Source organism: Pseudomonas sp. GW821-FHT03C07, from assembly GCF_059420925.1.
In genome coordinates this window covers 18,733-44,877 of sequence record NZ_JBWKUQ010000005.1, presented here as the reverse complement: position 1 = coordinate 44,877, position 26,145 = coordinate 18,733, and the positions used below count along the sequence as shown (strand labels likewise).

The 26,145-nt window shown below is 54.9% G+C and carries 29 protein-coding genes, 2 pseudogenes and 1 CRISPR repeat array; of the genes and pseudogenes, 18 read left to right on the top strand and 13 right to left on the bottom strand.

What is annotated here, in order from left to right; translation table 11 throughout:
- The first annotated feature begins 149 nt into the window (after positions 1 to 149).
- The 7 genes from AC07VG_RS11875 to AC07VG_RS11845 all read left to right on the top strand — a co-directional run bounded on the left by AC07VG_RS11875 (position 150) and on the right by AC07VG_RS11845 (position 4,822).
- Positions 150 to 515 (top strand): DUF1640 domain-containing protein, encoded by a 366-nt coding sequence (locus AC07VG_RS11875; protein WP_495021165.1) that lies wholly within the window; start codon positions 150 to 152, stop codon positions 513 to 515.
- A gap of 29 nt (positions 516 to 544) precedes the next feature.
- Positions 545 to 844 (top strand): hypothetical protein, encoded by a 300-nt coding sequence (locus AC07VG_RS11870; RefSeq protein ID WP_495021164.1) that lies wholly within the window; start codon positions 545 to 547, stop codon positions 842 to 844.
- A 166-nt stretch (positions 845 to 1,010) separates the two neighbouring features.
- On the top strand, positions 1,011 to 1,661 hold the full coding sequence (locus AC07VG_RS11865) for a hypothetical protein (protein ID WP_495021163.1): 651 nt from the start codon (positions 1,011 to 1,013) through the stop codon (positions 1,659 to 1,661).
- A gap of 596 nt (positions 1,662 to 2,257) precedes the next feature.
- On the top strand, positions 2,258 to 3,028 hold the full coding sequence (locus AC07VG_RS11860) for a hypothetical protein (RefSeq protein ID WP_495021162.1): 771 nt from the start codon (positions 2,258 to 2,260) through the stop codon (positions 3,026 to 3,028).
- Positions 3,029 to 3,189: 161 nt separating this feature from the next.
- Entirely contained in the window at positions 3,190 to 3,891 is a 702-nt protein-coding gene (locus tag AC07VG_RS11855) for a hypothetical protein (protein ID WP_495021161.1), read from the top strand.
- Positions 3,888 to 4,535, top strand: coding sequence for a hypothetical protein (locus AC07VG_RS11850; protein WP_495021160.1), 648 nt, complete (start codon positions 3,888 to 3,890; stop codon positions 4,533 to 4,535). Before AC07VG_RS11855 ends, AC07VG_RS11850 begins: the two co-directional genes overlap by 4 nt.
- Positions 4,532 to 4,822, top strand: coding sequence for a hypothetical protein (locus tag AC07VG_RS11845; RefSeq protein WP_495021159.1), 291 nt, complete (start codon positions 4,532 to 4,534; stop codon positions 4,820 to 4,822). Before AC07VG_RS11850 ends, AC07VG_RS11845 begins: the two co-directional genes overlap by 4 nt.
- Positions 4,823 to 4,944: 122 nt before the next feature.
- On the opposite strand, the gene tnpC is transcribed toward AC07VG_RS11845, so the two are convergent.
- Genes tnpC through tnpA form a run of 3 tightly spaced genes read right to left on the bottom strand, consistent with a single transcriptional unit; the run spans position 4,945 to position 7,170 of the window.
- Entirely contained in the window at positions 4,945 to 6,471 is a 1,527-nt protein-coding gene (tnpC, locus tag AC07VG_RS11840) for an IS66 family transposase (RefSeq protein ID WP_495021158.1), read from the bottom strand.
- Positions 6,472 to 6,520: 49 nt separating this feature from the next.
- A complete protein-coding gene (gene tnpB, locus AC07VG_RS11835; RefSeq protein ID WP_495021157.1) occupies positions 6,521 to 6,856 on the bottom strand; it encodes an IS66 family insertion sequence element accessory protein TnpB in 336 nt (111 codons plus the stop codon).
- The gene (gene tnpA, locus AC07VG_RS11830) at positions 6,853 to 7,170 is read right to left on the bottom strand and encodes an IS66-like element accessory protein TnpA (protein ID WP_495021156.1); all 318 of its coding nucleotides are present in this window, start codon (positions 7,168 to 7,170) and stop codon (positions 6,853 to 6,855) included. The genes tnpB and tnpA overlap by 4 nt, the downstream gene beginning before the upstream one ends.
- Before the next feature lie 87 nt (positions 7,171 to 7,257).
- On the opposite strand from tnpA, the pseudogene AC07VG_RS11825 reads away from it, so the two are divergent.
- Positions 7,258 to 8,046: pseudogene (locus AC07VG_RS11825) on the top strand (transposase); the annotation flags it as partial.
- 352 nt (positions 8,047 to 8,398) lie between these two features.
- On the opposite strand, the gene AC07VG_RS11820 reads toward AC07VG_RS11825, so the two are convergent.
- Entirely contained in the window at positions 8,399 to 9,022 is a 624-nt protein-coding gene (locus AC07VG_RS11820) for a hypothetical protein (protein WP_495021155.1), read from the bottom strand.
- A 637-nt stretch (positions 9,023 to 9,659) separates the two neighbouring features.
- Positions 9,660 to 10,058: a GFA family protein gene (locus tag AC07VG_RS11815; RefSeq protein ID WP_495021154.1), complete on the bottom strand. Its 399-nt coding sequence runs from the start codon at positions 10,056 to 10,058 to the stop codon at positions 9,660 to 9,662.
- A 530-nt stretch (positions 10,059 to 10,588) separates the two neighbouring features.
- Here AC07VG_RS11815 and AC07VG_RS11810 point away from each other — a divergent pair.
- The 10 genes from AC07VG_RS11810 to AC07VG_RS11765 all read left to right on the top strand — a co-directional run bounded on the left by AC07VG_RS11810 (position 10,589) and on the right by AC07VG_RS11765 (position 17,288).
- Positions 10,589 to 11,290 carry an RHS repeat-associated core domain-containing protein gene (locus tag AC07VG_RS11810; RefSeq protein WP_495021153.1) on the top strand — a complete coding sequence of 234 codons (702 nt, stop codon included), beginning with the start codon at positions 10,589 to 10,591 and terminating at the stop codon, positions 11,288 to 11,290.
- Between the two features lie 26 nt (positions 11,291 to 11,316).
- Positions 11,317 to 11,616 (top strand): hypothetical protein, encoded by a 300-nt coding sequence (locus AC07VG_RS11805; RefSeq protein ID WP_495021152.1) that lies wholly within the window; start codon positions 11,317 to 11,319, stop codon positions 11,614 to 11,616.
- A gap of 1 nt (position 11,617) precedes the next feature.
- Complete coding sequence (locus AC07VG_RS11800; protein ID WP_495021151.1) at positions 11,618 to 12,082, top strand: hypothetical protein; 465 nt, start codon at positions 11,618 to 11,620, stop codon at positions 12,080 to 12,082.
- Between the two features lie 310 nt (positions 12,083 to 12,392).
- On the top strand, positions 12,393 to 12,698 hold the full coding sequence (locus AC07VG_RS11795) for a hypothetical protein (protein WP_495021150.1): 306 nt from the start codon (positions 12,393 to 12,395) through the stop codon (positions 12,696 to 12,698).
- 470 nt (positions 12,699 to 13,168) lie between these two features.
- Complete coding sequence (locus AC07VG_RS11790; RefSeq protein ID WP_495021149.1) at positions 13,169 to 13,798, top strand: hypothetical protein; 630 nt, start codon at positions 13,169 to 13,171, stop codon at positions 13,796 to 13,798.
- 88 nt (positions 13,799 to 13,886) lie between these two features.
- Positions 13,887 to 14,216 (top strand): hypothetical protein, encoded by a 330-nt coding sequence (locus AC07VG_RS11785; RefSeq protein WP_495021148.1) that lies wholly within the window; start codon positions 13,887 to 13,889, stop codon positions 14,214 to 14,216.
- Between the two features lie 442 nt (positions 14,217 to 14,658).
- Positions 14,659 to 15,039, top strand: a complete 381-nt coding sequence (locus tag AC07VG_RS11780) for a hypothetical protein (protein ID WP_495021147.1) — start codon at positions 14,659 to 14,661, stop codon at positions 15,037 to 15,039.
- Between the two features lie 357 nt (positions 15,040 to 15,396).
- A complete protein-coding gene (locus AC07VG_RS11775) occupies positions 15,397 to 15,876 on the top strand; it encodes a hypothetical protein (RefSeq protein ID WP_495021146.1) in 480 nt (159 codons plus the stop codon).
- Between the two features lie 120 nt (positions 15,877 to 15,996).
- Positions 15,997 to 16,431, top strand: a complete 435-nt coding sequence (locus AC07VG_RS11770; protein WP_495021145.1) for a DUF6678 family protein — start codon at positions 15,997 to 15,999, stop codon at positions 16,429 to 16,431.
- A gap of 509 nt (positions 16,432 to 16,940) precedes the next feature.
- The gene (locus AC07VG_RS11765) at positions 16,941 to 17,288 is read left to right on the top strand and encodes a DUF6124 family protein (RefSeq protein ID WP_495021144.1); all 348 of its coding nucleotides are present in this window, start codon (positions 16,941 to 16,943) and stop codon (positions 17,286 to 17,288) included.
- A gap of 85 nt (positions 17,289 to 17,373) precedes the next feature.
- On the opposite strand, the gene AC07VG_RS11760 is transcribed toward AC07VG_RS11765, so the two are convergent.
- The 8 genes and pseudogenes from AC07VG_RS11760 to csy1 all read right to left on the bottom strand — a co-directional run bounded on the left by AC07VG_RS11760 (position 17,374) and on the right by csy1 (position 25,753).
- Positions 17,374 to 17,670: a hypothetical protein gene (locus AC07VG_RS11760; protein ID WP_495021143.1), complete on the bottom strand. Its 297-nt coding sequence runs from the start codon at positions 17,668 to 17,670 to the stop codon at positions 17,374 to 17,376.
- Between the two features lie 144 nt (positions 17,671 to 17,814).
- Positions 17,815 to 18,459, bottom strand: coding sequence for a DUF6896 domain-containing protein (locus AC07VG_RS11755; RefSeq protein ID WP_495021142.1), 645 nt, complete (start codon positions 18,457 to 18,459; stop codon positions 17,815 to 17,817).
- A gap of 55 nt (positions 18,460 to 18,514) precedes the next feature.
- On the bottom strand, positions 18,515 to 18,877 hold the full coding sequence (locus AC07VG_RS11750) for a MerR family transcriptional regulator (protein ID WP_495021141.1): 363 nt from the start codon (positions 18,875 to 18,877) through the stop codon (positions 18,515 to 18,517).
- 53 nt (positions 18,878 to 18,930) lie between these two features.
- A pseudogene (locus AC07VG_RS11745) lies at positions 18,931 to 19,335 on the bottom strand (NAD(P)H-dependent oxidoreductase); the annotation flags it as partial.
- A 186-nt stretch (positions 19,336 to 19,521) separates the two neighbouring features.
- Positions 19,522 to 21,653: direct repeats of the CRISPR family, unit length 28 nt; unit sequence TTTCTGAGCTGCCTACACGGCAGTGAGC.
- Positions 21,654 to 21,783: 130 nt separating this feature from the next.
- Positions 21,784 to 22,347 (bottom strand): type I-F CRISPR-associated endoribonuclease Cas6/Csy4, encoded by a 564-nt coding sequence (cas6f, locus tag AC07VG_RS11740; RefSeq protein ID WP_495021140.1) that lies wholly within the window; start codon positions 22,345 to 22,347, stop codon positions 21,784 to 21,786.
- A 3-nt stretch (positions 22,348 to 22,350) separates the two neighbouring features.
- Positions 22,351 to 23,376 (bottom strand): type I-F CRISPR-associated protein Csy3, encoded by a 1,026-nt coding sequence (gene csy3, locus AC07VG_RS11735; protein ID WP_495021139.1) that lies wholly within the window; start codon positions 23,374 to 23,376, stop codon positions 22,351 to 22,353.
- A gap of 33 nt (positions 23,377 to 23,409) precedes the next feature.
- The gene (gene csy2, locus AC07VG_RS11730; RefSeq protein WP_495021138.1) at positions 23,410 to 24,396 is read right to left on the bottom strand and encodes a type I-F CRISPR-associated protein Csy2; all 987 of its coding nucleotides are present in this window, start codon (positions 24,394 to 24,396) and stop codon (positions 23,410 to 23,412) included.
- Positions 24,389 to 25,753 (bottom strand): type I-F CRISPR-associated protein Csy1, encoded by a 1,365-nt coding sequence (csy1, locus tag AC07VG_RS11725; RefSeq protein WP_495021137.1) that lies wholly within the window; start codon positions 25,751 to 25,753, stop codon positions 24,389 to 24,391. Before csy1 ends, csy2 begins: the two co-directional genes overlap by 8 nt.
- Positions 25,754 to 26,145 lie beyond the last annotated feature (392 nt).

Sequence of the window (26,145 nt, the reverse complement as noted above, 5' to 3'; positions counted from 1 at the left end):
TAGCACATTGATCATCCCTAGTTCGCCCAGCATTCGGAAGTGCGAACAGTCGTCGACACCCTCGCCGATCGAATGCAGCAACCCACCGTGACGGAGACCTACCGTCAGGTGGTGCCTCCTCGTCACGTTTTTATTGAGTAGGAGACACCATGAGTAGATCTATGGCTGTGTATGACGCGCTGTCAGCCATCAGCGTACCACCGGAAAAAGCCAAAGCCGTCGTAAAGGCTTGGGAGGCCGAAGTGCGAAACGTAGCAACGAAATCCGATCTGGTACGAGCGGAGAAACTGCTGATTCAAAAAAACGCCGATCTAGGTCGAGAGCTGCGTGGCTCGATCAAAGAGATCAGCGACACTGTCAAAACACATACCGAGCAGATAAACACGCTCAGCCAAGCGATTGTTACCCAGGGGATCGAGCTTCGCGCTGAAATGAAGGAGCAAGGCAGCGAGCTTCGTGCTGAGATCAAAGATCAAAGATCAAAGATCAAGGTAACGAGCTTCGTGCATCAATAGAAAAGCAGGGTAGTGACTTCCGGCTTGCGATGGAAAAACAGGGCAACGGCTTCTCTCTTGCCATGGAAAAACAAAGCAACGAGCTTCGACTTGCTATGGAGAAACAAGGAAGCGAGCTCCGGCTTGCAATGGAAAAACAAGGAGGCGAGCTTCGGCTTGCAATAGAAAAGCAAGGCAGCGAGCTGAAAAAATCCATTTCGGACTTAGCGACTGACGTTGATAAGAAAATGACCGTCACATGTTGGAAGCTTGGCATAATTTTCACTTTCATAATCGTTCCAATCGGAAAATTTACTTTCGATTATGTTGTTAAAGAATGGCCGTTCTGATTCATCGTTTCACCACTCTACCGACAGGTTTCGGCCTGTGCTTTAAACGCTTCAAGACGTGGGCACTGTCCGCGTTGTTCTGATACACCACAATTTCTGCCCATGCGGGGAACACTCCCCGTCCGGGCGCAGTGTCTCTCCGTTTTGGGTTTTTCTGGAGAGACCTATGAAACTCGATGTACTCACACCGCAACAAGAAGCACTGCTCGACTTGCCTGTCGTTTTTACGATAAGGGCCTGGAATGAGAGTGTTTACATAGCAAAGCCACTGCACATCGCCGAACAGGGCTATCGCCTGACTGCAGTACTTCAGGCCCTTCGCAAAGCCGTCATCCAGGAAGCATGGGATGATGAGCCTTTGTTCTTTGACTTCAGCCACGAATGCTTTCCCTCCACAGGTGAGCGATCAGATCGAATCCTGTTGGATCTGCGCCTGGTCGTAGACCGAAAGGAAGAAGAGCGGCAGGTGCTGACGCTCATGCTCAGGCATGAAGCCGAGGCGCTTGAAAAGCGGATTCCTGGAGAGCTCTTTGCCCTCGGTGAAATCGTCATGACCCTTGGTGTCGAGGCGCTCGCTCAACAAGGTCTGTTGGACATAGCGCCCTATCTGGACCGTCACCTCTGTGGAGATTGGGGAAATCTACCCGGGACGGACAGACAGAAAAACGAACTGGCGGTGCTGACCGGCGCCAGTTTGTTCTCGCAATACGACGTTGACGTTGGAGCGGCGAAAAAGCTCTGGATCATCACCTCGGCGGACAGGCGATTCACCTCCCTCCTCCTGCCCATTGAACCCACCCTGCCCCAGTTCGACTGAGGCTAACTGACCGTCTACCCGCCTTTTCAGGCGAGTAGGCGGTTTTTTGCATTCAGGGTTGGACGAGACCCGCGCTGGATGCTAGGTGCTGCTATTGCGACAGTCCGGTGTCGGCAAGTTCGCACCGAGATCGATGCGTTGCCCCTAAACTCACCAAGCCGCCTAAGCGACAATGAATCGTGTGATCGATCAGTCAGATCGATCATCACAGGCAGATATCGGCCGACTCTGTTGAAAAAGTCGACTTCGGTTTTCACGACAGAAGAGTACGCTTCTGAGATTGAAATCTGCGTTTTGAGCAGAGGATTCAGGACTCAGATTTTACGTGGCTGCGTGCCAAAATGGGACTTTCAACGTTCAATGCACGGACAGCCAGCCTGAGTCGATTTTTTCAACAGAATCGGCCAAAAGCGGTCGCTGAGAAAGGTGCTTCAACCTATTGAAATCGGCAATAATGCTTACGTAGCAGCGGTCATCACGATTGAGGAAGGGTGTAACTGGCTAGACAGAACTCACTGAGTATGTGTCGATTTTAGGAAGCTACCTCGGGGTGCTTCCTTTTCCACATCAACTATTAACCGCCAGACAGGTATCTGATGACACAGGAAACGTCCCAATTCCTATCCATCCTCGCGAACATCGAACAAGACGAAAAACGATTACTGCGATCCAGACGTGCTGAAGAGCGGAATAGATCTCGTAGTCGCATCCCCCGTTACGTTTTCTGGATCGGGTTGGTCAGCTCTTGTTTGATGGCCGCTGGATTCGTGGCGTGGGTCAACCTCGGGGGGCCAGCCTGGGCAAAGCTCGCCGCCGTGGGGGCTCTTGGACTGGGCTATCTAACCATTCTGTTGCAACCAATACTGCTCGTTTGGTTCCACCGACAAACACTACGCGAAGTAATCTCCGGACCTTTCGCAGCCTTCCTTCGTGCCAACGTGACACAGCCGATGGACGTAGATAGCCGCCACCTACCATTGCTCATTGAGCTTCCCCGGATCGAATTGGAACTAGGGCTCCTTGCGTTGAAAATGGAAGCTCAATTCTTGGAAAAGCGCATTAGTTGGGTCGTCGGCTCAATCGATAAGATTGGCATCGTTCCCGGGTGTTTAGCTGTCTTGGTCAGCCTGCAAAAGTTAGGCGAACAATCAACGTGGGTGACAGCTGTCGCTGGGGCAAACATCGGTCTCTTCTTACTGGGCACCATGGCTAACGTCTACGTAGTGCGTTATCAACGGATGATCGGCTTGACGGAGTTAGCTATCAAGCAACAGGAACTGCGAGATGAAGAACGCGCTGGTGACAAAGGTACATCATGGACGTACCCAAGGGCTGGATGTGCTACTCCGTCAACAGCTTCTGCATGATGCTTGCGCACTCAGCATCGTTGAGTTCATTCATCACATATTTTTCGAATGCCCAGACTGGCATAAAAGCCTTCTGTCGTGTACGAAAGCACACTTCTGGCCAGCCCGCTTTCAGCCGATAAGAGAGTGATTGATAACACTTTCAAACCAGGGGTACAAAAATGTCGTGCTCTAGAGGCGCAGCATCGCCTGATGCGCAAACACAGCGGCGACTCTTCGCTGCATCGGCGGGCTACTGCCAGAACCCCGGATGCGCTAATGAGCTGTTCATCGATGCGGCGGGCAAGTCTGTCCACATCGCTGAGATGGCTCATGTATTTGCGGCCAACGATGCCGGGCCTCGCGCTAAACCGGACCTTAGTCTTGAGGAGCGCGGAGCCTTCGAAAATTTGGTGATGCTCTGCGCCAACTGCCATACGATGGTGGACAAGGCACCCAGCGCCTTTCCAGACAAAACTATGCTGAGCTGGAAGCGTGAGCACGCGAATAAGCTTCAAGGGCTTTTCGGCGCAGTGAAACTCGGTGATCGCGCCGGTGCTCGCGGAGTGGTGGAACCACTTCTCGCGGAAAATCACGCGATCTTCAAACACTACGGTCCTCACATTGGCGCCGCCCGCAATCCGGAGAGCGGAGCGGCCGAGCAGTGGAAGCGAAAGATGCTGGCGTGCATCCTACCCAACAATAGACGAATGCTCGCGATCCTTGATGCCAATCGCCACCTGCTTGTAGGCGACGAAAAAGCGACGCTGGAACAATTTCGGCAACACATTAACGACTTGGAAGCCTTCCATATCGAAGGCAATCGGGAAGATGCTTCTCGCTTCCCAACCGAGTTATCCATGATTTTGGAGGCTGGCGAATGAGCAACAGCGCAACCAATTGGGTCGCCGATAAGCTTGTTACCAAGGAAGGGCTCGAGATTGTCGAGCGCACTCCTGAGGACTTTTTGGTCGTCAAGAGCAAGGATGGCGATTCATTCATAGTCGCAGTCCTCGGTGTGCAAAATATAATAGAGCTTTCGGACGTTGAACCTCTCTTCGCCGATACCAACAAACCTCAGTTCGTAGTGAATATTCCGTCTAAAGCAAGGTGGAGCGGCGCGGCTATCAATTACGTTCATGGGGCGTCTGCTGCGTTCGGAACGCTGCGCGAAGTCGCCCAAGCGTCCTATTACCATGACCCTGGCTGCTATCGGGAAAAAAATATGGACTTTTACTTCACCGCGATGAATCAGCACTCACATGTGTCCCGCGTCACCTACGTCTACGAGACGGCTTTTAAGGTCGATCGCAAGTTCGACCCCAGCCTCATCGTTGCGATTATCGATGCGTACAATATGAGTGCCGAGGACGTACGCAATGCCAAAACGTACTACGGTCACTTTGATATTGCCCTCAAGTCAACGAGCTACGGATCAATCACCAGCCAAGCAGACGCAGCTGCCAAGTCGATGGGCGCAGAGGCCTTGATGTTCGGAGAGTTGATGTCGCGCCTGGCTAAGAAATGATTCGCCAGCGTGTAATCACTAGCCTACGCCAGCTTGCGGTCGATCTCGGAGCGAAGGCCGAAGGAACTCAGTGGCATCTTTTCGGATCAGTCGACCGGGACGAACCGGCCGCTGCTGACATCGACTTGATGATCCTCTGCAAGGACGATCACCAAGCCGACGCACTTCGACAAGCAATAGATCCTGATGCTTTTTTACTACCGCTTCATCTGGCTCTGATGACCTTTGACGAGGCCGCTGAAGTCGACGCGATACTAGTGCAACGGAGCCGCTCCATCTTTCCCTGACGGGCCACATTCGGCCGATTCTGTTGAAAAAGTAGCTCCCCTGTCTTGCAGGCCTCAATGAAGAGGCTTGGCCGAAACGCTACCGAAGCGCCGTAAGCGTCCGGGCATCCCGTCTTGCGTAACTAAGCCGGTTTCCAACGATGCGGCAACAACTCCCCTATTTCACTCGCCCGCTGCGTTGGCAGGCGAGTGAGGACATCTTTCAAATAGTCATATGCATCATGTCCATTGAGCTTGGCCGATTGGATCAAGCTCATCAGCGCCGCCGCACGTTTTCCACTGCGCAACGAGCCGGCAAACAACCAGTTCTTGCGTCCGAGAGCCCAGGGTCGTATCTGATTTTCGATGTGATTGTTGTCTATTGGCACCGTGCCGTCGTTCAGATAGCGGCTCAATGCCGTCCAGCGTTTGAGGCTGTAATCCAAGGCTTTGGTAATGCCCAACCCCTCATGTACACGCTCGCGCTGGACGACCATCCAGGCATGAAAAGCGTCCATCACGGGTGCGGCCTTTTCCTGACGTATTCGCCATCGGGCATCAGGTTCCAGGTCGTGAACTTCGCGTTCAATCTCATATAAGGCCGCGATGTACTGCAACGCTTGCTCGGCGAGCACGCTTTTGTTGGTGATGTGCAATTCGTAAAACTTGCGACGGGCGTGGGCCATACAGCCAATTTCGGTCACGCCAAGTGCAAAGCTGGCTTTGTAACCGCCATAGTCGTCGCAGACCAGCTGGCCTTTCCAGCCTTTCAGAAAGTTGCGGGCGTACTCGCCCGAACGGCCTGGGCTGAAGTCATACACCACCGCGCTGATCGCGGCGGATGCCGTTGTGGCATAGCCCCAGACGTAAGCCCGATGGGTTTTCTTCTCACCTGGTGCGAGCATCTGCACCGGTGTTTCATCAACGTGCACCACGTTGTGCTCAAGCACCACTTCGCGCAAGGCATCGACCAGTGGCTGCAACTGGACGCCGCAAGTACCGACCCAACTGGCCAGGGTTGAGAGAGGAATCGCGAGGCCTGCACGACCGAAGATTTTCTCCTGTCGGTACAGCGGTAAATGATCGGCGTATTTCGCGATCATCACCTGGGCCAGCAGCCCGGCAGTCGGGATGCCTTTGTCGATAACCTGCGCCGGCACTGGCGCCTGGATCAAGGTTTCGCAGTCGTCGCAGACCCACTTTCCACGAATATGCCGTTCAACGCTGAATACGCCCGGCGTGTAGTCGAGTTTTTCACTGATGTCTTCGCCGATACGCTTGAGCGCACAGCCGCATTGGCATTGGGTGTTTTCTGGTTCGTGATGGATCAGCGTGCGCGGAAATTCGGCAGGCAGGGCGGTGCGTTTGGGCTGCTGAAGGGCTGGCGATTGCGTTGGCTTTGGTGTCAGAACTTCCAACTCGGCTTCGATTGCAGCTAAGTCAGTCTCGATCAAATCGTCGAGCAAGCTAGCTTGGCCGGGGCTAAATGATTCGGAGCGCTTGGCGAAACGATGACGTTTGAGTTGAGCGATTTCGTGGATGAGCTGCTGATTGCGGGTCTTTTGGTGCAGCACTTCTTTATCAAGACGTGCGACATGCTGGAGCAATTGCGCAGCCAAGCTGCGCAGTTGTTCGGTGTCGAGTTGATCGAGAGGAGGAGTAGGTATCATGGTGATGACTCTGCCCGATCTGCTGATCGAGATATGTCATCCATGTCTCTTAATGAGTACGGATGGCTCCGTTAGACCCAAGACGTTGCCAGGGAAGACCGACCACCAGCGCCTGTAGCTGCTCGGGGTTGAGTTCCATCTGGTCGCCATGCCGATTGCTCGGCCAGGAAAACTTTCCTTGGTGCAGGCGGCGTGCCGCCAGCCAAACGCCCAGGCCATCGTGCACCAGCACTTTCATGCGGTTGCCTCGGCGGTTGGCAAAGAGATAAGCGCAGTGCGGCTGCGCCGCACCGAAAACAGCCACAACACGGGCGAGCGCTTTCTCGGTGCCGGAGCGCATATCCATCGGCTCGGTGGCTAGCCAGATCGCGTCGATGCGGATCACGGGGCAAGGCCACGGACAAAGCGAGCGCAGCCCTCGGGATCTGAAGACGGCCACTTTACGGTGATGGTTCGCTCGCCAAGCATTAGCTCAATGATTGCTGACGCTTCAGCCGGTCTTTTCGGTGCGACTTTTACCGGAACGAACGCCGGCAGCGTTGCAGGTGGTTGATCCCGGTAAAGCGGTAGCCACTTACGAATGACGTTGGCGTTTATGCCGTGGCTGATGGCAACGCTGGAGATGGTCGCCCCGGGCTGCAGGCATTCCTGAACAACCTGGGCTTTGAACGGCTTGGGATAAGAGCTTCGTTGGCGCATTAAGGGCTATCGCGTCCGCTTAAAAATAGGCGGACACCATCGCCCTTAATTTTTGAGTTCGGTAGGCGTGTTTGCCGGACGCTTACGAAGCGCCTGTCGCTGACAGATCCTCAAGCCCGCTGGACCGCTGCTCCAGGCGGCCCAGCTTTCTACGCTTACTCCACGAATTATCTGATCGATACCGAGCACGGCGTGATCATGGATGTGGAACCCACACCGGCTCATCGAACTGCAGAAGTCGAGAGCACCAAGACGATGATCGATCGGGTCGAAGCGCAGTTCGACATCAGACCGGAGCGCCTCATTGGCGACACCGCTTACGGCACAGCGCCGATGCTGGCCTGGATGGTGGAGGAAAAAGACATCGAACCGCATGTGCCGGTGTGGGACAAAACCGAGCGCAAGAACGACAGCTTTTCGAGTAACGATTTCCACTGGAATGAAGAGGCTGAGGAATACCGCTGCCCAGCCGGCAACGTATTACGCAGCGAATGGCGAGCCTTCAAGAACGAGCGCTCGCACGTCACCAAAGCCAACACCATCATCTTCCGATCCAGACAGACCGACTGCGCGACATGTCCGATGAAAGCCAAGTGCTGCCCGAACGCTGCGATTCGCAAGATCGTCCGCAGCGTCCATGAAGCCGCTCGTGATGTGGCTCGGTGCATCGCAACGACGGCGCAGTACGTGCGTTCTCGACACGAACGCAAGAAGGTCGAAATGTTGTTTGCTCACCTCAAGCGCATCCTGAAATTGGATCGCTTGCGACTACGTGGCCTGAGTGGCGCGTCCGATGAGTTCACGCTGGCGGCCGCGGTACAGAACCTCCGGCGTCTGGCCAAACTTACATCTCAAGGGCCACCTGCTACGGGATAGGTGCGCCTGCACGAAGCAAAAAACCTCAAACTAATCCACTAACAGAGCAGCAAAGGTCAACGAAGGGCCGAGAAACCACTCAATGTGGTGAGTAGGTTCTCCGGTGGTGGTCGCGCCTGAGTTCAGGTGAGCTGAAAATCCGACTTTTTCAACAGAATCGGCCAGAAGCAGCCAATCGCCAGTGGCCGTTTTTAGCCCCCGACGGACACCGTATCCCAGCGAGTCTAATTCATCTAAGCTGACACGTGCGTCTTTCCGCGATTGACTGGTTGAGCAAAGGGAGCAGTGGTGGTTCCCCCTAAGGGAGAATCGATTAAGTTAGCGCGAGCTTAAATATTTATGTAAGATTAAGTCATTTGATACAGCCAATACGAAGCTCCGCATTGTATCCCTCTAAGACTGCTCGAAAATATCCGTACTGTCTTTGAAGGGCATCCGGAGATCTATCTTTCGGCATTTCTGAATTCAATGCTTTATACCCATATTCTGTTAGGTATGAAGAACTTTTGTTGGCCGCGGCCTGAAGACTAAACAGCGCATCCTCAGTAAGAGGGTCATTATAGCGAACGTGTGTGATTTTACTGCTCATCTCATCTCTAAGCTCTTTGATCTCAGTGCATCTCTTTGATCGTAAAATTAGCGTCGCTGATTCAGCAGCGGTGATTTTGGCACGTTGATCTTTTTCAGTATCAAGCTGATTTGTCAAACGAAGTATATTTTCCTGTGATCGCAATTCAGCCTGCTTGATTTGATATTCAGTATCAGATTTTATCTTGACGACTTGCTCTTCGCTCTTTGCTTTAAGAGCCTCAATTTCAGATTGAGTAACGTGGGTAGAATAGGCTGTAAAAACGACTCCCAACGTTGTTATTAAGGCGCAAAAAACTGGGGCAGCCCAACCTCTTAGAGCCGCACGAGCCTGGTCGGGTTCGCCTGAAGAAGTCGACGTAGAATTTTCCATTGAATCGTTTTGCAAGTATCTAACCTCATTTTAATTAAGCCAGCTCAAACATTGATTAGCATGCATGTAATGGTTTGATGACTTCGTCAACTGATTATGTTACGCGATTGCTCGCTAGCGACGCTCAAAGCCAGAGGTGAAAGAGCGTCACCCGACGACATTCTTCGCCAGCGTTCGGAGCTTACGCAATGATGTTGTTCAATCAAGAAATCCCCTCTTCGCACCCGGACTCCATTTGCTCCACTCGACGGTTAGTTGGCGGCGGGGCACTTATCCTTGGAAAGCTACTATTTTGCCACCACGCTGTCTACTCCAAGAGTCAACAAAGCAAGCAGGGTCGTGCCTCGAAGTGATTACCGGGGGGAGACTGCTCCCGGCCACGCTGCGCGTACGGAGCGCGCCAATACGCTCTTTCTGGCCACTCGCGATCAGGAAAGACTTATTTAACGACCACAGATGGTAAGCCGAGGGCGCGCGTACTCATTGAACGGTAACGAGTAGGTATGTGGGTGTGGTCAAACTGTTGCAGCGCATGCCGGCCAGGTATGCCTCTCATGTCGCGAAACGGTGCATCAAACGTCGGTGAACGAGCCCCCCCCTCCGAACAAGTCTGTTTTTCGCTCGAGGATCCTGCTCATCCGTTCTGGTCTGCTTACTTCTTGTCTAACGGGTGGTTACGTCCGTCACTCACCGGCACCATGCCCAAGGCGGCAGGGCCAACACCGTCCAAGCAGCCAACGTTGTAGGCGCACTGTGACGGATCGATTCGCCTGATGTGATGGGTGTACACCCCACAGACGGAGCAGAAATAGTGGCAAGCCTGCTGGGTATTGAAGCGATAACTCTTCAGCACGTCCGCCCCTTTCAGGATCCTCAGGCCCGTAAGGGGAACGGTGCCCATGACGGCGCCTCTCCTCTTGCAGAGTGAGCAGTTGCATCGTTTCGGATCAACCACGCCGTTCGGTAACTCCAGCTCAAGCACCACCTCTCCACAGTGGCAGGAAGCGTTGTGAACCGGTTTTATCTCTGTCTCACCAATACGCTTGATCATCGACTTCGTCCTTGTACGGCACGGTTGACTCCGTGGTACCCGCAGACTATCGAAGCGCCAGGCTGAGCGCACTCTGATTGATCCGGGTCTTGGCTTTGCAGGGCAGACTCGATGGTTGGTTGCGACCAATGCCTCAGAAGAAACGCTACTGCGGTGAACCGCCATTCGACCGTTCAAAAATACTTTTCCCGCCCCTCCCACCATATCAAACCCTCTTAACCTCGAGCTTTGGCCCCGAAGGGCGCACCATTTTGGGGGGACGTCCAGAACGGCTGACCACACGGGTAGCGGCCGAAGACGCCACTTAAAAGTAAACAAAAACAGCCAGATCGGGTTGTGGCCAGCGCAAAGGACAGGACATTCAGAGCATGTGAAACGAGGAGGCTACTGCCTACCCGCGAGTCAGCAGGCTCCCTTCGAACACACCTCGCAGGGTCGAAATCGAGGACAGAAACGCCATCCTGCCCGATGGGTTTCCAGGCCTCCGTTGGCAAGTTTTTTAACACTGTACTACTGTCACTTCGTGCTGGATGCTCGGGATCGCGGACGTTCGTGTAGGTGCAGGACTTGGGCCACATGTTTCGGTTGACGGATTCTATGATCCTTATACGTCAACGAATTTTGGTGGTGGATTGACCATTGGTGCTGGTGTCGGCGGCGGTGTAAGCGTGCAGGCAACTAATACGACGGTCACGCCAAATACGCTTACGTGGCGAGACCTCATCCCCTACTGGATGAATCATAATTCCAACCTTAATTACTCACCAGGCGTTGGACGGTTTATCTCAGGAGATCCGATTGGCCTTGCGGGAGGAATTAATACGTTCGCTTATGCTTTAGGAAATCCAATTTCATTTGTTGATCCAAGTGGTTTAGATACCTACGTGACAAACCGCGGTCTCTCAGTATTTGGCGACTCTGCTCTATCTTGGTCCAACCCGCTTACCCATACCTTTACATTCTCTACCAATCCCGATGGATCCGTTGAATTCACATACAGCTGGGGGAACGCAGCCAACTTAGAAGGGTGGAATTTTAATCAACCAGAGGACATAAACGCGGCCAAACAAGCTCTAGAGAACGGAGAGGCTAAAAAAGTTGCCCCCTCCTTTATGGCCCCCTACTACCGCTTAGCTTTTGACCAACTCAACAACTCTGCAAACAACCACCGCAACGGGATAATATACAACAACTGCAAAACCGAAACAGCCAGGTTAAACAACCTTGCCTAGGGACTACTATCAGGAGAAAAACAAACATGAACACCATCAAAAGAAGCATTACTTCAGCAGTAATAGTTATTATTTCACTCACCTTTATAATAAGCATATTTTACGTAGCTATCATCCCGATGCTCACCCCCAACTACAAGACGTATTATATTCTCGCAGCAGGAGTCGCAATATCTGCATTAGCCGGAGGATATATTGGCTATCAATCCTCGACAGATGATGCAGCGTTCATCAAGATCAGCTTTGGCTTTTTCTATGCAATAGCAACAAGCACCCTTGTATTTTTATTTTCGCTATTCATCATTCTAAACATCCGCGGAGCATAGGATGACCAGGATGGTACCCCATAAAGATTTTTATAATTTATCCAGCCATACCGGGAAGAGCTTCGATGAAGTATTCAACCGCATCCTGGCCAGTGGCAGCACCTTCAGCTACCAGGTTGATGAGTTGGGTTCAACCCAAGCGCTCACCAACAGCACCGGCGCGTTCACCACGCAGTACACCTATGACCCTTATGGCCAGACCACGCTCACGGGCACCACGTCCGGCAGCTTCAGTTATGGCGCCGCCAACAGACGCAGCCAGAAGACGATTGCCGGGCAGATCACCGGTTATGTCTTCGACGGTATCAACCTGGTGCAAGAGCTGACCGGTTCCGCCCCCCACACAAAGCATGCCCATAGCGAAAAGGAAAACGCAGCAACCGCGCACTTGCGCATGCATCGTTCGGTAATGATCGACCAGTGGATCAGGAAGACTCCTACGCTCGCAGTGGAACCGAATTTGTAGTCCTGGTCCCTGCCCTAGTAGCTGCGCCAACGATCTGAAAAAGCTTGTAGCAGTTCGGGTTTTGACAGCCCTCTGCGGTGCTGGTCATTGTGTCGGGGCATACCGCTGACGTTGTCAGCACCATGTCCATGTAGCTTGGATCCGGGAAGCTACGATGCGCCATTGCGCATGATCCACACCCCAGGTCGCAACGCTTCCAGTAGCGCGACCGATCGACCTCTGTCGATGGAAGCACTGCAGTTGATCACTGTTTCCCCCCATACGGGCCTCGCCCGTATGGGCCAGGTCCTCCCTTAATTTTGGAGGTTCCATGAAAATGGAAACGGTTTTATACAAAGCGTTGGTCGCATCCAACGTTCCAGATGAACACGCTACTGCCGTCATTGAGGCAATGGAGAAAGAGATGACCTCAACCCTTGCGAGTAAAACTGATCTCGCGATGCTTCGTGCCGAATTGAAGATCGACATCTCCGAGCTTCAGAAAAGCCTGGTGAAGCTTGACGCCAAGGTGGATACCTTGGGCAAAAATCTGACGATACGCCTCTTGTTGATCATAGGTGCCGCAGCCGGTGCATCTTCCGGCTTGGTCACTTCTGGACTCAAGTACCTGGCGTAACAACATTCGCTGTACCCACCCACGCGGGGAACCCTTCCCCGCCGGGCGAAGTGTTCTCCGCGTTCCCCTTCATGAACCTGGAGAATCACCATGCCCAATAGCTACTGCAAAGAGCCTCAACGGCTCACCTTTTACCTCGTCAGCGCAGAAGCTGACACGCTGATCGAACACCGGCTCCCTGCGATGTCCGCTGCTAATCGGCCGTCACTTCATGGGCGTGGTCCTTGTCGACCATGCCCACTCAACATCTTCTCTCAGGCCACTGATCTGTCGTCAGGCCAGCAAGACGGATAGCTCACTTTTTGCGGCGCTTGCCGCGAGCAAGCCACGCGACGCGGATGACCGTCGTCTCGCGGTTCAATTGATTTTGGGTGCCCTGCGCGGCGCCTGACCACGACTTAAACCTTACATCCATCCATAGGGATTCTCGCCCTATGGGGCGAGTTCAGTCCCGCCCCCAGGAGTGCTTTATGGGAAAGCTATTGAATGTGTTGTGCCTACCTTTTCCGTTCATTCGGAACCCTTACGCCCCCGATTCGTTTCTGCGCCTGGACGAGTTCCAGCAGCAGTTCACGATCATCTGCAGCGGTGTCATGCGCTTGCCGGAAGATGCGCCGCGTGTGGGTTACTACCAGGTCACCGGCGCGTACGAGGTGGGGCATGCGGGTCTGATTGAAGACGCCATTGTGCTCTGTACCTCACGGTTCGAGGAACTGCATGCGTATCCGAAACTGAGTGCGGCGGCTTCGTTTGACCCACGTTCGGTTGAGGTCTACTACACCCTCTCAGAGCACACCAGACCATGCTCTGCGATCTATGGCAGCGCTGATATTCAACGGGTGCTCTCGGGTGTTGTAGGCCCCTCTGAGATCGTTTGGCGACGTCCCTGTCGTACGGATGAAGAAGTGCATGCACTGGAGGCACGGATACAGGCACTGCTCGCACAAGCCAACGAGGACATGCGCGCAGAGGCCTACGAATCGGCGAATCTTGCCCGTCGACAAGCCACGGAGCTGAAAAGCTTTTTGGTTTCACCCAGATGGCGAGAGCCTGTGTTGAAGGCGCTCCACGATACAGGCGTCACCTGCTGCACCTACTGATAATCAAGGCTGGATAAAGCCTCAATAACCGTCACCGGGAAATCACCTCCCGGCCGGGGCGGTGGTTTCTCTGAACTGGAGAAATCTCATGTCCCCACAACCGAACCAAGATTGCGTCAGCAAGATGAAGTACTCACTGTCCGTCACGCCACGGGCCTGGGACAAAGCGGTGCAGAGCAATCAGCACCGGTGTGGTTCAAGCTACGAGAGTCGGCTGTTGGATCTGTTGCACGCCGTGAGCAAAGCGCATCACCGACAACCGGATGCTCGGCAGATTCATTTCGGGCTCTACCAGCGGCTGCATACAGGACGTCGTACGAAACAGTCCTCGCTGGAGCTGACACTCAATCTGGTGGAAACAGACCCAGAGACGCCGTATCTGCTCCTGTCACTCAAGGACGAACGGGTTGATTCATAACCTGGAATCGGCCTACAGCAACACCTCACTCAAGCCCGACGCTGTCGGGCTTTTTTACGTCTGCGACGAACTCCCGTGGCAATGACGAACCATCGCGGCCACGCCTCTTCCCCCGCTTCTCCTCTTCTCCAACGTGTGAGCTACAGACATCCACACACGAGACGACCCTCCGACCACTGTGGGGCGTCCACCACCCGTGGTTACAGGTACCAGTCTAAACATCCGGCAGAGAACAGTGAGCATGATCTCGTCGCCCATCGGCTCGGCGCGCGCCCATTGCTATTCGTACAAACGCCACTCCAATCGCGACCAAGCCTACGAACAGGTTTTCATTACCGAGCATTTATAGCGGAGCAAAATCTTGCGTCTGCATGGAACCGGGTTACGCTCTGCGAACCTGCTCACTTGAAGCGGCAATGCAATGTAGGAGAGGCAAAAAAAAATGGATGATTTTCAGCGCTCACTCACCATCACGATCATCAATGCCAGCGGTACCGATACCATAGTGAACTATAGCGTTCTGACGGGTGGCAGCTGGTCAACAGCACCGGTCCCCGGCTCCGATATCACACCGACAGGCCAGCAGAGCTATGTGAACGGTGTTCCTGACACGTTCAGCGCTCTTGGCGGTCAAATTGTGCTGACACCGGCTAGCGGCGGCACAATCAACCTGAGCTGGGCCTGGCCTGCCGGCAGCCCCGTCTCTGGCAGTGTGAACACCGCCGCCGTTAGCGGCTTGTCTGCCACCAGCCAACTGATTAACACTCAGACCAGTTATGCCACCCTGCAGGTGATGATCACCAACGCCTCTACGTTCGGCTAGCTCTTCGAGGTCGGCAAAAATTCCTTCGCTTAACACGCGTGGAAATGAAGGCTGATATTTCGGTGTCAGCTTTCTCCATATGAGGATTGGCTGTAGGACGAGTGTAGAACCTTCGCTGAAAACGTAGACAAGGCAACAATCCGGGGAGGCTTTGCTGCACCATCCGTCCCAATCTGGGTAGCAGCTTTTCTATAATCAACGGCCTAGCCACGAGGAAGCAGGAAGCTCACCTACAAGCCGTTGAAGCGTCGAACGGCTACTACTGGGGCGTTTTCAACTTGTCACAACGACCGGCCTTGGCCGACCGACACCTGTGGTACCCGGCCCACAGCAGACGCACGAACCTAAAGTAACGCGATGAAGAGAAAAGCAAAAATGATTGCACGTGTGGCCAGCAAAACAGCCGCTCAGCCTGAGCCTGTCTGGAAGTTTGACCCTGATCGCATGATCCGAATACCCGATTGCCAATCGATCATCGACGTACTTCGCCTCATCAAGCGCGGTGGTCCGGAATGGATGTATCGTCACGTCACCCTGTGGTTTCCTGGGCCATCAAGTGCTTGGGTTCTGGTGTACTCGCTTCAGGACGCCAGGGCCCCGTACTTTGACTTCATGTACACCCGCAAAGAGGCGCCTCAGGAAATCCTGTCCACGCTGCTAAGGAAGTACCCACAGTGCACCGTTATCGATTGGTCACCTGGCCGACTGGCCTGCATCAGCACCCTTGGCGTGGACGTTGAGACGCTAGCCGAAATCATCCGACATGTCGCTGAAATGGCTTGGGATGAGTGCACCACGGTCATTGACGCTTCGTATGAAGAAATGGGTAGTGCATGACCCAAGAGCGGACGCTCGACCTTGACTCCCGAAGCCTCTGCGCACAGACCGCGTATTAGGCCACGACCGGCCAGAAGCGGTCATTCATTCTTGAACACCAAAAAATCAATAGGACTGAATGTGAGTGAACTACCGAGGTCCGGCGCGGGCCATCATGATGCAATACGGAAGAAAATCCTTGCAGCCGTAACGGCGAGAAACTTGGCAAGTGCATCGAACAATACCAAGTGGGATGAGCTGATCGACCATTTCCGCCAGCTTCAGGGTTGGCGTCCGTCCTACCGTTCCAAGGACGTCACAGGACACATCTCAGAGTGGGATGTCGAGTGGTTTTACCATCTGCCGTTCCCCTTTGCGTCCGTCGAATGGTTCGACATTGGCTTGTCGGAAGCAGCCCCCTCAAAAGGAAGGCTGCTTGCACCTACAACCATTGACCATACAGACGAAATATCAAAGGTCGTCGCACAGATTGGATTCGAGTTTGAGGTGCGCGCAGACGTTCTGAGAATTTGGGGATACCTCCCAAAATCATATGAAGACTTTCCACCTGCATGACAGGGTGAAGTCGCCAGTCTGCTTAACCCTTCACCCCGGTAATTACAATATCTAGCCTGCAGGCCAGGGGCTGCTTTGGGTTGAATGCAGCCCCCCTCCTCAACGCAACCAGCAGGGTCAAACGCAGGGTCAGTGGCGCTCACGGTCTCTCACTGGAGCCGGCAATTTCAGCGACCGGCAAGAGTTCTCTCTTTCCCTTGAGTGAAATTTCCTAGAAAATCCTGACCGCTTGTTTGAGCCGAATGTCGCGGATAGTCTTGCCCCGTCATCACGCAGTTGATGATACGGACGTGCAAGTCCGGTCATATCGGTGTTCACGCGCCCTCAAACAAGCTGTGTCGGCAGGTAGTTCTATGCCTGCGATTCCTGCTTAATGGTGGCCGTGCGCAGGAGACTTTCGAGTCTGCCGGGGTCCGATATGCCCGGTCTTGCACACCTGCGTATGGCTGCCCCCCTAATTCGTGTGCGAGCGAATGGTGACAGCTCCACCTACATATCGGGATTTCGCCATGTTCAAGGTCCCCCCCAACCCACCTGTAATACCCAACGCTGAAACCATCGATCCTCGTATCGCCGACCGAGCTTTGTCTCACTACAACATCGGTCCGGACGCAGGTTCGAAACCAGCCCCTGTCACCGTGCTGCATGATCATCGGCACGACCCCAGGAGCCAGGAAGACGCCCTGGTCAATGTCTACTCGATTCTGCAATCTGCTGCGGCCACAGCCTATGAGCACGCCGACAACCAGACCGGTTCGAACCGCAAGGTGGCGATGGGTGTGGTGCATCTGATTGAGCTGGCACAGCTGAAGATGGACTCGGTGCTGGACGAGCAAGCGGTCAGCGTCAGCGGCTGACAACGCTCTGCGCAGAAGCGGGAAGCCCGGCTTCCCGTGTTGTCGCTCGTGGTTCGGGTCCTCGGTTGCAGGGCAACCTTGAGCATCAGTGCCAATCCTTAAGGCAGTGCATGCATTGTCGAGCTTTCCAGGTTCTCAGTTGGCCGCCACAGAATGAGCAATGGACGACTTTTTGTTTGCAGATCGGAATCATCCGGTGCCGGAAATACTCCCAAACGATGGTGGGGTTGATGCCCTCTCGCCTGACTATCTCGTCGACCACAGCCTGCTCACCCTGCTCGTGAAATGCACCGATGACTGACAGCGTTTCGATGGTGGGGCAGTAATTGGTGATCGTGTCTGCGCACCGGTCACAGAGGCGATGGCCAAGTTGGCGAGTCATGGTCTCAATCCTTTGGAAATGTGTCGTCATTGCACTGCAGGAGCCTGTTGGTGAGAAGGCATGCAGCAGCGCCAGGCCTTTTCCTGTACGACCGCCCTCCCCTGATGATCACTCATGTGTTCAGTCGGTGGTGGGTATCGAAAGTTACCTGATCCGAAAAATACGGGAAATCACGGTGCAGGCCTTTTCGGCATCGGTCTCATACAGCCCCTGGAGAACGGCCTGGTCAGCGAGTTGATGCAGACGAAAATGGTTGTAGAAAGCTTGGCCCAGTCGCTGCTGATCAAACGCCCCTTGTTCCCATAGGTCGAGAAACTCGTCGTATCTGGCGCTCTCGATTTCCAGCGGTGGTGTACTGCACCTACCTGCTTGAACCGAGGGTGCATGAGTCGCGTCTGCGAGGTAGTAAAGGATGTACCCCGAGTACACCAGCGTGCCGGCCGCCACCTCCTCTTTGAAGCACGCCCTGAGTGCGTCCTCGGTGGCAAAGCCGTATTCAGTCAATTTCGAGTCGGCAAAACCAGCGAGCCGTCCTACGTTGAACCCGTCGATTTCACCCTCATCCCCAAAATCAAAATCTACCGCGCCCGTGGGGAAGCGGACTGCGCAACCGAAGCCATGCTTGAAGTAGCGGATGCCACCCTTAAGTTCCCCATGCTCAGGAATGTCAGTTTTGACCCAGTCCCCGCAGGTTGAAGGCAGCGGGATACCGGACTGCTGCATGAGCTCCACAGCCATTTGGACACTGGCCTGGTAGTCAGAAATCAAATGGGCAAGGTGGTTATTCATGAAGCCTCGGAGTGTAGGGAAGCAGGCCGCTCTCGCGGGATAGAAAACGGACATGTCACACAGGGCACAACTGGCGGTTTCGGGTCAGCTCGCCCTCGAACCATTCAAGCTGCACGCACTGTGTTTCAAGGGCCTGAATCTGCACCTTCAACGCCTGTTTTTTGGTCGCCAGTGCTTGTTGAGCGGTGCCCCAGGGAAAGCTCGCGGTCCACTGCGCCGGCATCAAGGCTTGCAATTCCTTGAGTTTGAAACCCAACTGTTGGGCGCACTTGATGAACATCAGCAACTCGACACTTTGCTCATCGTAGAGGCGATAACGACCTTGGCGTCGCGCGGCGGGTAGCAGGCCAATGGCCTCGTAGTGACGGATGGTTTTTACCGTCGTACCTGACAGTTGAGCCGCTTTACCGATGTACATGAACAGTCCATTGATGATGTGCAGAGCACCGAAATTACCTGAAATTCCGCCCCCTAGCGACGGGCAATGGCCCGCGCTTGCGCCAACCAGCGTTCCCGCTGCTCAGGCCGGGACTTGATCAGCGGGCCGAAGGTGATGGTTTTCACGGGTTTGATGCCACAGAACTCCAGGGTGGTCTTGCGCATTTGATGCACGCCAGGCATGCGATAGACCCAGCGGTAATACCAAGGTGGCGTATCGAGGGTCACCAACAGTTCGGCGCTACGGCCCTTGAGCAGTTGCTCCGGAAACGGAGAGTTCTGTCGGTACTTGAAGGCAAAGCCAGGCAGTAGTACCCGATCCAGAAAGCCCTTCAAGAGTGCCGGGATGCCGCCCCACCAAATCGGGTAGATGAACACCAGGTGTTGCGCCCAGGCAATGTCGGCCTGGGCCTGCAGAAGGTCTGGCTCTAGTGGTTGTGTCAGATGATTTCCTGATCTGCCTATACGGCAGTAAACACTACCTCCCATTCTGCATGTACTTCGGTGATTTTCTAAACTGCCTATACGGCAGTGAGCTTGCGATGCCGCCCTTGCCCGCTGCCCTTATATTTCTGAGCTGCCTCGGCAGTGAGCCTCTAAACCGAGCAGCCGCACCGGTAGCGGTTTTCTGAGCTGCCCACACGGTAGTGAGCTCCGTGTCCATCTCGAAGCGCCTGGCGCTGGCTTTCTGAGCTGCCTACACGGCAGTGAGCCTCGATGCAGCCGACAGCGACCCGCTGGAGGTTTTCTAAGCTGCCTGCACGGCAGTGAGCCCCTTTCTTATAGTTCTCGTACGCCGACGACTTTTCTGAGCTGCCTACACGGCAGTGAGCCTGAACCACAAGGCAGCCTATGGCGGATACGATTTCTGAGCTGCCTACACGGCAGTGAGCATCACATCGCTCATCTTATCCGCCCTTGCATTTTTCTGAGCTGCCTACACGGCAGTGAGCTTGCTCAACGACTCGACTGGCCGCTGGTCCTGTTTCTGAGCTGCCTACACGGCAGTGAGCTGAAGACTCGCGAGGTGGTCGCCTGCGTGATTTTTCTGAGCTGCCTACACGGCAGTGAGCGCGCCATACCGGGAAAACTCGGTGTAGTCCCATTTCTGAGCTGCCTACACGGCAGTGAGCCGGTGCCTCTACGGACTTAGCCCCATTCAAGGTTTCTGAGCTGCCTACACGGCAGTGAGCATCACGCAGTACCTGGGCGGCGCTTCGCGCATTTTCTGAGCTGCCTACACGGCAGTGAGCCTTCAAGTTCCATGGATTAACCCTCGGTTGCATTTCTGAGCTGCCTACACGGCAGTGAGCAACACCAACTTCCGGGAACTCACTCCCCGGTTTTTCTGAGCTGCCTACACGGCAGTGAGCAAATCGCGCTTCATCTAAGGACTATAAATCATTTTCTGAGCTGCCTACACGGCAGTGAGCGAACAAGAAGTTCGAAGGCATTGAAGCGTATTTTTCTGAGCTGCCTACACGGCAGTGAGCTTATTGAATCCGGTGGCGTCCCCGCTCGATTGTTTCTGAGCTGCCTACACGGCAGTGAGCGAGATTAAACATAGATCACCTTATTGTTTGATTTTCTGAGCTGCCTACACGGCAGTGAGCTGGGCATTGGCTTGCAACTGGGCTGCCGTGTTTTTCTGAGCTGCCTACACGGCAGTGAGCGTAATACTGGAAGGCTTCGATGGTCACGCCGGTTTTCTGAGCTGCCTACACGGCAGTGAGCATTGTAGTTGTCCTGAGACTGTTGGGCAGCCTTTTCTGAGCTGCCTACACGGCAGTGAGCTGCCGGCGCATGGTCGAGGCCCTTTTCGTCCATTTCTGAGCTGCCTACACGGCAGTGAGCGTAGGAAAAGCGCGATTTCGCGTTTGAGCAAATTTCTGAGCTGCCTACACGGCAGTGAGCATGCCGCCCGTCATGTAGGCGCTGTAGGCATTTTTCTGAGCTGCCTACACGGCAGTGAGCGAGATGGCTGATGCCAATGCCTCCCCTATGCCTTTCTGAGCTGCCTACACGGCAGTGAGCCCGGTAAGGATCTTGCCGTCAAGCGGCTGGTCTTTCTGAGCTGCCTACACGGCAGTGAGCTCGTTGTCGACGATCACCTTCTCTTTGCCCATTTTCTGAGCTGCCTACACGGCAGTGAGCGGTTCGACCGGGGCTGGATGAACGAACAAACTTTTCTGAGCTGCCTACACGGCAGTGAGCGACTGGTGCCCGTATCGTGCTTGGCTCAACTTTTTCTGAGCTGCCTACACGGCAGTGAGCCTACAAGCCCAAAGGAAACTTCGCGCCCTGCTTTTCTGAGCTGCCTACACGGCAGTGAGCCTGAAGACTCGCGAGGCGGCCGCCTGCGTGATTTTTCTGAGCTGCCTACACGGCAGTGAGCTCCCAGGTGTAATGCCCTGGGTAATCGTGTATTTTCTGAGCTGCCTACACGGCAGTGAGCCGAATCCATGATTTGTGAGCCTCGAGTTCTGATTTCTGAGCTGCCTACACGGCAGTGAGCAGCAATATAGCCATTCAGCGCCTGAGCCTGCTTTTCTGAGCTGCCTACACGGCAGTGAGCACCTCTCAAAAGGTACGACGCAATGAACGATATTTTCTGAGCTGCCTACACGGCAGTGAGCATCGACGCTGGTCCATGAAATGGTCCATCAGTTTTCTGAGCTGCCTACACGGCAGTGAGCCGTTCATCAGTAACTACCTGTCGCGCCGGACTTTTCTGAGCTGCCTACACGGCAGTGAGCTAGACGTTTTTGTAGGTAAGAGCTTGTCTGCAAAGGAAAATAGCCCATAACACCGCCCTACCCCCTCTTTTTACGCCCCTTCGTAAGTCATTGATTTTACGAAGGGGCGTCCCACATCAAAAAAAGAGGGTCAGAACCAGGGGATGGTGGCGGTGCTGCTCAGGCCGTAGCTGTTGAAGGTGCCCAACTGTGCCGTATCCAGTATCGGCCCATGACGAATGAACAGTGGAAACGCCTCTCCGGTGCCATTGCTGCGTAGATTGGCGAAGGGCAAGTTGCAGCGCTTACCAGCACTGTCGGGGATGCGGTCACGCGCTTCGGCTTCGCTGATCCCGTGGCGCTTGATCAGACGTCGGCGGGCGCGTTCCGGGTTGCTGTCCACCTGCACGCGGCTGACATGGCGATAGCTCACCTGGGCCGGCACAGCCGTCACTGCGCTGAGTTGCACATGGTCACGCATGCCCGTCAGCCAGTTCAGGGCCAGCAGCTGACTCAGAGCTTCCTGAGGGCCATGCAGGCGCAAGCGACTGCCCAGGTGATGACGCGCGGTTTCGATGTCGGGAAAGCTGATCCCCACGTCGTCGCGCCTCAGGTCATGCAGGCCCCGGTGCAGTTTGGACATCAGGGCGCTCATCAACTGCGTGGCCGCGAACTCCGGGTCAGGGAGCAGCTTCAGGTCGATGTAGTGGTCCATGGATCAGCCCGCCTCGCCGAAGACACCACCGCGGATCAGCGTCGCGATCACAAAATGCTGTTGGTCCAGCGCCGGCACGTTGTCCTTAAGCACCCAACCATCGAGCAAGGTGTAGAAGTCGTCCTTAGTGTTGCGCGGCTGGCGGTAGGCTTTGCCCTGCGTGGTCACTGAACCGTAGGGTTCGACAGCAATCGGGCCATTGACGTCGGCTTCCTGGTACCAGGTGTCGATGCTACGAATGGCGTTGCCGATTTTTTGCGAGTGTAGGCCTGCCACGGCGTTCACGTGGTAGAGGGTTTTGCTCTTGTCACCTCGATCCAGAATCAGCTCCTGGGAGGGGAAGACTTCCTGACCGGCACCCATACGCACATAGGCCGTTACGCCCAGCAGCACATGCTGGTTGCCTGCCAGACCGTTGGCGATCAGTTGCGTCAGTTCCTTCAGGGCTCCGGCGTTTTCAGCGGAGCTGTCGAAGTTACGCAGGGACAGGGCCAACCCATCGAAACTCCACTGCGTCGCGGCCTTGCCATCGACCAAATGTGCAACGTCCACTTGGACCTGTTCCGCACCAATACGGTTGCGCCACAGGAAACGGCCGTTAGCCAGGTTGTGCGCGTAGCGGCGCGCTAGCTCATTAAAGCCATGGCCATCGACGTAGCTCTTCACGGTGTCGAGCAGCTTCTGCCGATAGTCACCGTCGTTGCACGCCGAAGGCTGGCCAGTGCCGGCCAATACTCGGAGGGTGAAGCTGACACGCAATGTGTCGGAGTCGTGGGGCAAAGTGGCGACATCAACCGTTTGCAGGTTCGGGTTCTCCATCTGTGCATCCAGCTTGGCCGGATCCAGATCCTTGGTTTTCATACGGTTGGAAATGGTCCCGCGCACGGACTTCTCACGGACCGCCACCGGTACCCAGTTCGTGCGTGACTGCCAGTCACCGGCATGGAACAGAGCATCAGAAGGATCAAGCTTGCGTTCGAAAGCGAGTACCGAGGCGGTCTTGAGAGCATCTTTAGTGTCTTTGGCCATGATCAAATACCTTTTAGGACAATGGGCTGAGCGTCAGCTGAAGTCGTCAATTGGGGTCGAGCGGTAGTCATTACGGCAACGGTATCGCCCCTCTTCGGGTGCCGAGTCGGCGTACCACAGCAGTTGTTCGGCGCTGTGCAACCGGTGTGGGCTGATCCACTCGCCGATGCTGTACAGGCTTTCAACGAATCGAAAATGTGTTCGCTCATCGCGGACATGAGCCACAGAACCTGGCGCTTGCAGTTCACCCAGTGCGCCATAGCCCACAGGGATGGGCACGATCCAGCCGAGGCCCTTGCGGTCGTTTTGCCACTGGCCTTTCTGTTCCGCTTCGTCGGTTGTGTAAGTCCAGTTGATTCGCGAAAGCGACAGCCAGGCCTCCAGTTTTGAGGACTCAGGATCGAGGGACTGCAGCGCTTGATGCCGTTCCTCCAGCAGGTCGGTGCGATCTACCAGGACGAAACCCGGCAACAGGCGAAGCTTGATCTGGTCGAACAACCCTGCCCGCGCATCCTCATCAATCAAGGACACGATGTAAGGACGTTGTTTGCGCGGCGGCGCCGTAGAAGGAATCACGCTGCCCCCGGCGATGCGCATCTGCGAGAGGATATCGCGGACCTGATGGGCAATCTTTTCAGCCTCAGCGGAGCTGCCATCGGCGCGCAGCGTTGCGCTTCGTACACCAAAGACCAGGCTGATATCGAGGTGAATACGGCCCTCCTCCACGATCGCCGCGGTGCTGCCATCTCGGTTGATCGGATTGCGGGTCAGGCGCAGGGAATGAACAAATCCACCTTTGGTGATCTGCTCCTCGTGTCGATGAGCAACCACGGCGGTAGCATTGAATTGCAGGTCCAATCCGGCGTCACGCACCTTACGCTCCAACGCCCACATCAGGCCCACGAACGCCGACATCGCCGGGAAGCCATGGGTCAACGGGCTGGAGAGCGCATTGGCGTTCTGCACTTGAAGGCGAGGAATGACCAGCAGGTAGTCGAAGTGCGGGCATGCATCAGCCATGGGTGACCTCCTGCTCATTGCCCTTCAAGGTTTTCGAGGATTTGAACGGCATGGGTGATTCCGCCTCGATAATGGCTTGCTTGGCCCAATGCGTTTGCTCAACGTCACCGACAGGCAACTGCCGTTGGCGCAAAATAGAGTTGAGCCAGAGACCGAAACCCTGGGCAACTTGATCTGGCCAATCCTTCCAGTTGAACGCGGCGATAAAAGCCTGGTCCTCTTCGAGGTGGTCTTCGCGCGGGGGTAGTTCGATACGGTCAGGGTCCAACCACAACTGCTCACACAGCGGCAGTTTGCAGTCAGGGTTGCGGCTCCAACCTGGCTCGAACAGCTCACGACTGAACAGACCGAAGGCCGCCAGAGAGCGGGCGATCTCTTGCTCAATCTTCTTGCGCTGGTCGCGGGTTTCCTTGATCCGGTCCCGATCGCTCTCCAGCAACGTGCAGAGCGACTGGAGTTGCTCTCTCACACCGGCAAAATGGCGGAATCGCTTCAAAGCCGAGTCGATCAGCAGAAAGTTGCGTGGCCTGTCCTGATCCCAAATCGGGGGCAGCGACGCCAGCAGATAACTCACACCGCCCCGGTCGCTATTGAGCTGGCTGATATTTTGCGGTTTGGTCCCGCCGAGTTTGCGTAGAACCAGACTACGGTAGTCCCGATAGACTCCGTCGTGAGGTTCTTCCTTACGCTTGGCCTGACGGGCCAGCTTGTTGGTCTCGCCGAAGCGCGCCGTAATGATGTCTTGATGCACAGCGTGGGCCAAACTGCTGGCGAACAAGGGCTGCAACAGATGGAAGCCGGCATCGTCGGTCGGCTCATCACCCGCACACCAATACACCTGCTTGGCCAGGCCATGGGACGCCAGGTTAATCGCTGGTCGGATCAGGCTCTTGAACGCCGTAGCCCACTCCAAGGCAGTCGCCTCGTCGTGGTCTAAGGCCGCCAGCAGATCCGAATCATTGACCAGGAACCAGTCGAGCAGACGCTTGCCATCGACCTCCCGCTTAAGGAACTTGTAAACGTCCAACGCAGCGGCGTTGCCGACAATGTCATCGGCGTATTGATCGCCTAGTACATGAGTTCCAATCTCGGCATGCTGCGGCAATGAATCAGGAGGAACGTGCAGGCTGCTACCACGAGCATCGGGGTGAGTAGCCTTGAGCACATGGGTGACCGCCTGAATCTGCGTCACCCGCCGCGCAGCATCGGCTAACCAGGTGCCGTAGTCATACTTGGCGGCTTGCGCCGCATCGCCCTCGGCGTCTTTGAGCTTGGCTTCTTTGCGCTCGTCGATAAAGGCGGCAATGACAATGCGAAATCGTGTGATACGTGGAACTTGTATAGATCCCTCTTCCATTATCGCTCAAACCTTTTGAAGTCGACGTTGTGGACGTAAAGTATGTAGAATCCCCACAGCAACAAGCTGTCACTGCGGGGATGCTCTACGAGATTGGGATCGTGAGGGCCTAGCCCTCAACGTTCTAATAAGAGCGAGTGAATGCCAATCACCATGTTCCCTCCTATGCAGAGCTGGGCCAACCAGCGGGTTGCTTCACATGGCATCGTTGCAGCGATGCCATGTGGCCATATGCATCAAGGTAATACATATATGTGAGCAGTGATAGCCCATAGCGCTGGCGGTAGCAAATTCTTACTGCCGATACGGTAGCTCAGAAAATAGCACTGGCTGTAGCACCAACTGCATGCCTTTGATTTAACTACCGAATAGGTAGCACCACACCTGATAAC